8 protein-coding genes are annotated in these 7,624 nt (G+C 74.6%); 1 reads left to right on the forward strand and 7 read right to left on the reverse strand.

Annotation, left to right across the window (positions count from 1 at the left end; all coding sequences use genetic code 11):
• Positions 1 to 52: 52 nt before the first annotated feature.
• Entirely contained in the window at positions 53 to 1,057 is a 1,005-nt protein-coding gene (locus tag NR073_RS00940) for a CPBP family intramembrane glutamic endopeptidase (protein WP_044658601.1), read from the forward strand.
• On the opposite strand, the gene NR073_RS00945 is transcribed toward NR073_RS00940, so the two are convergent.
• The 7 genes from NR073_RS00945 to infB form a co-directional block, all read right to left on the reverse strand.
• On the reverse strand, positions 1,035 to 1,877 hold the full coding sequence (locus NR073_RS00945) for a class I SAM-dependent methyltransferase (protein WP_115165215.1): 843 nt from the start codon (positions 1,875 to 1,877) through the stop codon (positions 1,035 to 1,037). The genes NR073_RS00940 and NR073_RS00945 overlap by 23 nt on opposite strands.
• Positions 1,874 to 2,851: a bifunctional riboflavin kinase/FAD synthetase gene (locus NR073_RS00950; RefSeq protein WP_036314988.1), complete on the reverse strand. Its 978-nt coding sequence runs from the start codon at positions 2,849 to 2,851 to the stop codon at positions 1,874 to 1,876. The genes NR073_RS00945 and NR073_RS00950 overlap by 4 nt, the downstream gene beginning before the upstream one ends.
• The gene (locus NR073_RS00955) at positions 2,851 to 3,282 is read right to left on the reverse strand and encodes a hypothetical protein (protein WP_036314984.1); all 432 of its coding nucleotides are present in this window, start codon (positions 3,280 to 3,282) and stop codon (positions 2,851 to 2,853) included. Before NR073_RS00955 ends, NR073_RS00950 begins: the two co-directional genes overlap by 1 nt.
• An 11-nt stretch (positions 3,283 to 3,293) precedes the next feature.
• The gene (locus NR073_RS00960; protein WP_002855305.1) at positions 3,294 to 3,662 is read right to left on the reverse strand and encodes a hypothetical protein; all 369 of its coding nucleotides are present in this window, start codon (positions 3,660 to 3,662) and stop codon (positions 3,294 to 3,296) included.
• Entirely contained in the window at positions 3,659 to 4,624 is a 966-nt protein-coding gene (truB, locus tag NR073_RS00965; protein ID WP_078026112.1) for a tRNA pseudouridine(55) synthase TruB, read from the reverse strand. The genes NR073_RS00960 and truB overlap by 4 nt, the downstream gene beginning before the upstream one ends.
• Before the next feature lie 13 nt (positions 4,625 to 4,637).
• Positions 4,638 to 5,090, reverse strand: a complete 453-nt coding sequence (rbfA, locus tag NR073_RS00970; RefSeq protein ID WP_036336697.1) for a 30S ribosome-binding factor RbfA — start codon at positions 5,088 to 5,090, stop codon at positions 4,638 to 4,640.
• Between the two features lie 80 nt (positions 5,091 to 5,170).
• A partial coding sequence (gene infB, locus NR073_RS00975) for a translation initiation factor IF-2 (protein WP_256748542.1) occupies positions 5,171 to 7,624 on the reverse strand: 2,454 nt, incomplete at its 5' end.

Genomic DNA, 7,624 nt, shown 5'->3' on the forward strand with positions numbered 1-7,624 from the left:
GGACTGCAGGGAGGCCGAGGGTCGAGTCTACCGCATCGCCTACCCTGGCCCGGTGAGCACCCCACCGGTCCCCCACTCCCCGGCCCCGTCGTCGTTCCCCCTCCGGCCGCCCGCGCCGCCCCTGGATCTGCCGCTGATCGGCCACGGCTACCCCGCGCTGCTGCGCACGCCGCGGGCCCGATGGTGGAACCCGCTCGCGTCCTTCGGCCTCGTGCTGGCCGGCCTGGTGGGCCTCCTCGTGCTCGGGGGCGTGCTGGGCGCTCTCGCCCTGATCGCCACGTCCGGGCCCGCGCTGCTCGGCGCGGCCGACCCGACGGACGTGACCGACCTCGACCTGTACTCCGCGCCCATGGTGCTGCTGAACAACCTCCTGCTCGCCGCGCTGATCGGGGTCGCGCTGCTGGCCGTGGCGCTGGGCCACCCCGTCGCCGCCCGCTTCGTCCACTCGGTCGAGGGCCGCGTGCGCTGGCGCTGGCTGGCGCGCTGCGTCGTCGTGCTGACGCCGCTGTTCCTCGCCTACGTGCTGGGCGCGTGGGCCCTCGACGGCGCCCCCACGGCCCCGCGCGCGCAGGACTGGGTCTGGCTGCTCGTCATGGCGTTCGTGCTCACCCCGTTCCAGGCCGCGGGCGAGGAGTACCTGTTCCGCGGGTGGCTGCTGCTGGCCGTCGGCACGTGGATCCGCCGGCCGGTCGTGGCCGCCGCGGTCACCGCGGTGCTCTCGGCGGCGACCTTCTCGCTCGCCCACGGCTCGCTCGACCCGTGGATCCTGCTGGACCTCGCCGCGTTCGCCGTCGCCGCCGTCCTGCTCACGTGGCGCACGGGCGGGCTCGAGGCCGCCGTCGCCCTCCACGTGGTCAACAACGTGGTGATCATCGCCGTCGGCACGCTCGTGGGCACCGTCGAGGACAGCTACGTGGGCGCGGAGACCGCCGGCTCCCCGGCGGCCACGCTGCTCTCGGTGGCGGTGGTCGCGGTGGCCACGGCGCTGCTGCTCTGGCAGGCGCGGCGGGCCGGGATCGCCCGGACGGTCCCGGTCACCGTGGGCGCCCGCCCCTGACCGGCGCCGCCCACCAGGCCACCGTCACGTAGGGCACCTGCAGGACCGCGTCCGCCGCATGGCCCAGGTGCTCGTGCAGGTACCAGTCGAGGTTGGCCGTCATCCGGGACCGGATCCGCTCGTCCGCGCGCAGCCAGTACGAGCGCGAGGCCATGAGCCCGTGCAGCCCCGCCGCGGTCATGGGCTGCGTCCACGCCCAGCGCGCGTGCTCCTCCGCCCCGAACGGGGCGGCGAACCGGCGCTGCTCCGGCCGGGCGGCGTGCACGTCCCCGGCGTGCATGATCCGGGTGAGACGGTGCACCCACGGCACCGCCGTGTCGAGCTGGTTCCACACCGCGGCGAGGCGCCCGCCCGGGCGCAGCACCCGTGCGGCCTCCGCGCTCGCCGCGGCCGGGTCCATCCAGTGCCATGCCTGGGCCGCCACCACGACGTCGGCGCTCGCCGCCGGCAGGCCCGTGGCCTCGCCCGTGCCCGGCACGGCGCGCACCCGCCCGCCCGTGCCGGCCGCGACCTCGCGTTCCAGGACGGCGCGCATCGACGCCGACGGCTCGAGGGCCGTCACCGTCCGCACCCGGTCCGCCGGGCGGGCCGCGAGCAGCCGGGTGAACAGTCCCGTCCCGGCCCCGAGCTCCACCACGTCCGCGCCGTCGGCGGTGCCCGCCAGGACGCGGTCCACCACGGCGGCCGGGTAGGAGGGGCGGACGGCGTCGTAGTGCTCCCCGCCGGTCTCGAAGGGGTTGGGCCCGGCCCGACGGGCCCGGGCCGGGCGCCCCGGCAGGTTCGGCACAGCGGGGGGAGCGCCCGGCTCCGGGGCGCTCACCGGTCGGAGGGGGTCGTGGCCAGGATCGCCCGGGCCTCGTCCACGTCCTGCGTGATCTGCGCCACGAGCTTCTCGACGCCCTCGTAGGCGACCATCCCGCGCAGCCGGGCCACGAACTCCACCTCGATGTGCTGGCCGTACAGGTCGAAGTCCTCCACCCGCTCGTCGTGGCGGTCGATCACGTGCGCCTCCACCACGCGGGAGACGTCCTCGAACGTGGGGTTCGAGCCGATGGAGATCGCGGCCGGCCACACCCCGCCGTGCGCGTCGTGCACCCAACCGGCGTAGACGCCGTCGGCCGGGATCATGCCCTGCACATCCGTCTCGAGGTTCGCCGTGGGGAAGCCGAGCTCGCGGCCGCGCGCGAACCCGTGCACCACCTCGCCGGCGAGCACGTGGTGCCGACCGAGGACCGCCGCGGCCTGAGCGACGTCGCCCGCGGCCAGGGCCTCGCGCACCCAGGTCGAGGAGCAACGGCGCTCCGGCTCGGCCCCGTGCTCGGCGGGGAACTCCTCGACGGCCTCGACCTCGAAGCCGTAGCGGGCCCCCAGGCGCACCATCTCCGCGACGTCGCCGGTGTTGCCCCGGCCGAAGCGCACGTCGTGCCCCACGACCACGACGGCGGCATGCAGCCCGTGCACGAGCATGCCGCGGACGAACTCCTCCGGGGACTGGTCCGCGAACTCGAGGGTGTACCGCTGCAGGAGCACCGCGTCCAGACCCGCCTCCTCCAGGAGGACGACCCGCTGCTCGGGGCTGATGATGTCCACGTGGGGCACCTCGGGCTGGTGCACGGCGCGCGGGTGCGGGGTGAAGGTCACGGCCACGGCCAGGGCGTCGCGGGCCCGCGCCAGCTCGACGACCCGGCGCAGCACCTCCCGGTGGCCGCGGTGCACGCCGTCGAAGTTGCCCAGGGTGACCACGGTGCGCGGCAGGTCCGTGGGGACCTCGTCCAGGCTGTTCCAGACCCGCATCAGAGCGCCCCCGCCTCGGCCGGGCGGGCGGGGCGGTGCGTCAGCAGCCAGATCAGGCCGACCACCGGCAGCACGAGCGGCACATAGCCGTAGCCCGCGCCGAACCGGGACCACACGGTGTCGTGGGCGAACATCCCCGGATCCAGGACGGTCCACAGGCCCACGCCCACCACGCCGGCCAGCTCCACGAGCACGGCGCCCAGCGCCACGGCCCAGGCGCGCGCGCCGGAGCGGGCGAGCGCGAACGTCGCCACGATGTACACGACCGCCGCGACCGCGGAGAGCGTGTACGCCACGGGGGCGGCGTCGAACTGCGTGAGGATCTGGAAGAGGCTGCGCGCGCTCGCCGAGAGGGCGAACACCGCGTAGACCATGACGATGATCCGGCCGAGACCCTGGTTGCGCGCGGGGGCGCCGTCGCTGGGTGCCATGTCCATCCTCCTCACCACTGCCCGAACCAGATGACCTGCATGCGGTGCAGCATCACGGCGATCGTGGGCCCGACCACGGCCAGCACGAGGTTGGACCACCGGGTCTTGTCCGTGACGGCCCAGCCCACGGCGATCACCGGCACGATCAGGGCGGTGAGGATGTAGCCCCAGAACTCCCAGCCGGGGCCGTTCAGGGTGTCCCCGCCGAGCTGGCGGACGGCGGCGGCCGCGGCGTAGACGAGCGTGAACAGCTCGACGGCGGCCACCGAGAGGATCGAGGCGTCCGCGGGGTGGCGGCGGATCGCCGTCATCACCACGCAGACCACGAACGAGACGGCACCGATCACCAGTCCCGTCCAGAACCAGGCGTCGAGGATCATGCGGTCCTTCCCTGTCCCGGCCCCTCGGCCGGGGCGAACACGAGCTGGGGCTTGGCGACGTCGGCGCCGCGGCGGCGCACGTCGGAGACGAGGGCGATGACGCGGCCGTCCGGCGCGCGCCCGGCGACGAGCGTCTCACCCGTGCCGGTGGGCGCCACGACCCGCCCGAAGGCGAGCTCGTGGGCCTCGTGCTCCGTCAGCTCGCGCACCGGGAAGAGCCCGGCGGCGGCCTCGGAGAGCTCGGTCATCGCGAAGCGCTCCGCGAGGGCCTCGAGCGAGAGCGCGTCGGCCACGTCGAACGGGCCGACGGCGGTGCGGCGCAGCGCCGTGAGGTGCCCGCCGGTCTCGAGGGCCTCGCCCAGGTCGCGGGCGAGCGCCCGGATGTAGGTCCCGGAGGAGCAGCGCACGGTGACGTCGAGGTCGACCAGCCGGCCGCCGTCGAGCCGGCGCAGCTCGTGCACCGTGAACTCGTGCACGGTGACGGGGCGGGCGTCGAGGGTGACGTCCTCTCCCGCGCGGACGCGGTCGTAGGCGCGCCGGCCCGCCACCTTGACGGCGGAGACGGCCGAGGGCGCCTGCAGGATCTCGCCCGTGAGGGCGGCGACCTGCTCGGCCACGCGCTCGGGCGTGACGGCGTTGGCCAGCCGGGTCTGCACGACCTCGCCCTCCGCGTCGTCCGTGACGGTCGACTGCCCGAGCCGGATCGTGGCCGTGTACGTCTTGTCCGTGCCCGTGATGGCGGTCAGCAGGCGCGTGGCCTTGTTGACGCCGACCACGAGCAGGCCCGTGGCCATGGGGTCCAGGGTGCCGGCGTGGCCCACCTTGCGGGTGCCCGCCAGCCGGCGGACCCGCCCGACGACGTCGTGCGAGGTCCACCCCTGCGGCTTGTCCACGAGGACGACCCCCGACGCCTCCGTTCCCGGCGCGTCGGGGGCCTGTCCCCCGGTGCTGCGTGCGCTCACCGTGCCGCGGGCCTCAGGCGCGCGGGGCGTCGTCGGCGTCGGCGTCCGGCTCGGCGGTGCGGTACGGGTCCGCGTCACCGGCGTACGACGCGCCCTCGCGCGCCTTCGCCAGCTCGGCGTCCCGCTCCTTGGCCGCGCGGAGGACGTCCTCCAGGTGTGCGGCCGCCTCGGGGACGGTGTCCGCCACGAACTCGAGCGTGGGCACCAGGCGGATGGTGAGCCCGCGGCCCACCTCGCGGCGCAGGATGCCGCGGTTCTCCTGGATGCCCTCGTGGGCGGCGGCCACCGTGGCCTCGTCGCCCAGGACGGTGTAGTAGACGGTGGCGTGCTGCAGGTCGTTGGTCACGCGGACCTCCGTCACGGTGACGGGCTCCACGCGATCGTCCTTGACGCCGCGGCGCAGCGCCTCGGCCACGAGGACCTTGATGCGCTGGGCCAGGCGGCCGGCGCGTGCCGGATCGGCCATGGTGCGGTTCCTTCCGGTGGTGATGGTTCAGAGGGTGGGACGCGGAAGGCGGGGGCCCGTGCGGGCCCCCGCCCCGGCCGTCAGACGCGCGGCTTCTCCTGCATCTCGAAGGTCTCGATCACGTCGCCCTCCTTGATGTCGTTGAAGCTGCCCAGGCCGATGCCGCACTCGTAGCCCTCGCGGACCTCCGTGGCGTCGTCCTTGAAGCGGCGCAGCGACTCGATCTTGAGGTGCTCGGAGACCACCACGCCGTCGCGCACCAGGCGGGCCTGGGCGTTGCGGCGGATGAGGCCCGAGCGCACGAGCGAACCGGCGATGTTGCCCCACTTGGAGGAGCGGAACACCTCGCGGACCTCGGCCGAGCCGAGCTCGACCTCCTCGTACTCCGGCTTCAGCATGCCCTTGAGCGCGTTCTCGATGTCGTCGATCGCGTCGTAGATCACGCTGTAGAAGCGCATGTCCACACCCTCGCGGTCGGCCAGGTCGGCGACCCGCTCGGCGGGGCGCACGTTGAAGCCGATGATGATGGCGTTGTCCACGGTCGCCAGGTTCACGTCGTTCTGCGTGATGGCGCCGACGCCGCGGTGGATGACGCGCAGCTGCACCTCGTCCTCGCCGACCTCGATCTTGAGCAGCGAGTCCTCGAGCGCCTCGACGGCACCGGACGCGTCGCCCTTGATGATGAGGTTGAGCGTGTCCAGCTTGCCCTCGGCCACGGCCTGGTCGAAGTCCTCCAGGGTGATGCGCTTGCGGCGCTTGGCCAGCTGGGCGTTGCGGTCCGCGGCCTCGCGCTTCTCCGCGATCTGGCGGGCGGTGCGCTCGTCGTCGGTGACGAGGAACGAGTCGCCGGCCCGCGGCACCGCGGACAGGCCGAGCACCTGGACGGGACGCGACGGATCGGCCGCCTCCACGGCGTTGCCGTTCTCGTCGAACATGGCGCGCACACGGCCGTGGGCGGAGCCCACCACCATGGTGTCGCCCACGCGCAGCGTGCCGGTCTGCACCAGCACGGTGACGACGGCGCCGCGGCCCTTGTCGAGGTTGGCCTCGATGGCCACGCCTCGGGCGGCCTTGTGCGGGTTCGCCGTGAGCTCGAGGGCGGCGTCCGCGGTGAGCAGGATCGCCTCGAGCAGCTGGTCGATGTTGATGTTGTTGCGCGCGGAGACGTCCACGAACATCGTGTCGCCGCCGTACTCCTCGGGCACGAGGCCGTACTCGGTGAGCTGACCGCGGATCTTGTCCGGGGCGGCGGTGTCCTTGTCGATCTTGTTGACCGCCACCACGATCGGCACGCCGGCCGACTGGGCGTGGTTGAGCGCCTCGACGGTCTGCGGCATGACGCCGTCGTCGGCCGCCACCACCAGCACGGCGATGTCGGTGACCTTCGCACCGCGGGCACGCATGGCGGTGAACGCCTCGTGACCCGGGGTGTCGATGAAGGTGAGGCGACGCTGCTCGCCCTCGTGCTCCACGGGCACCTGGTAGGCGCCGATGTGCTGGGTGATGCCGCCGGCCTCACCCTCGATGACGTTCGAGGAGCGGATGGCGTCCAGCAGACGCGTCTTGCCGTGGTCCACGTGGCCCATGACGGTGACGACCGCGGGGCGCGGCTCGAGGTCGGCCTCGTCCTCGTTGGCCGCCTCGGCCTCGAGGTCGATGTCGAAGGCCTCCAGCAGCTCCTTGTCCTCGTCCTCCGGGGACACGATCTGGACCTTGTAGCCCAGCTCGTCGCCGAGCAGCTGGAAGGTCTCCTCGTCGAGGGACTGGTTGGCCGAGGCCATCTCGCCGAGGGTGAAGAGCACCTTCACCAGGTCGGCGACGTCGGCGCGGATCTTCTCGGCGAAGTCGGCCAGGGACGCGCCGCGGCGCAGACGCAGGACGGTGGTGCCGTCGCCCTTGGGGACCTTGACACCGCCGATCTCACGCGTGTGCTGCTGCTCGAACTCCTGGCGCTTCGCGCGCTTCGACTTGCGTCCCCTGCGTGGGCCGCCGCCGCGCCCGAAGGCGCCCTGGGCGTTGCCGCGACCGCCACGGCCGCCCGGGCCGCCGGGACGACCCGGGCCGCCGCCGGGGCCGCCGCCCGGACGGCCACGGCCGCGGGCCGGCTGCGGGGCCGGGGTGATCTGCTTGGGCATCATGCCCGGGTTCGGACGCGGCCCACCGGGGCGGGGGCCGCCGGCGCCCGCGGCCGGGCGCGGACCGCCCGGACGGGGCCCGCCGGCGCCGGCCGGCGGACGGGGGCCGCCCGGACGAGGCGCGCGGTCCTCACGACCGGAGCGCATGCCCTGCGAGGGGGCGAACGGGTTGTTGCCCGGGCGCGGAGCACCGCCACGGCCGCCCGGGCGGGCGCCCGGACGAGACCCGGCGGAGCCGCCCTTGGGGCTGAACGGGTTGTTGCCGGGGCGCGGGGCACCCGGCTTCGGCGCGGACGCACCCGGCTTGGGCGCAGCGGCGCCCGGCTTCGGCGCGGCCGACCCCGGCGCGGCCGGCGGCTGCGGGGCCTTCGGCGCGGGGGCAGATCGGAAGAGCGTCGT

Origin of the sequence: Micrococcus sp. Mcc28, from assembly GCF_024519775.1 — a bacterium.
Lineage (GTDB): Bacteria > Actinomycetota > Actinomycetes > Actinomycetales > Micrococcaceae > Micrococcus > Micrococcus luteus.

Excerpts from the sequence above, each read along its gene's own strand:
- NR073_RS00950 (WP_036314988.1), bottom strand. The coding sequence starts at position 2,851 with ATGCGGGTCTGGAACAGCCTGGACGAGGTCCCCACGGACCTGCCGCGC.
- rbfA (WP_036336697.1), bottom strand. The coding sequence starts at position 5,090 with ATGGCCGATCCGGCACGCGCCGGCCGCCTGGCCCAGCGCATCAAGGTC.
- NR073_RS00955 (WP_036314984.1), bottom strand. The coding sequence starts at position 3,282 with ATGGCACCCAGCGACGGCGCCCCCGCGCGCAACCAGGGTCTCGGCCGG.
- NR073_RS00960 (WP_002855305.1), bottom strand. The coding sequence starts at position 3,662 with ATGATCCTCGACGCCTGGTTCTGGACGGGACTGGTGATCGGTGCCGTC.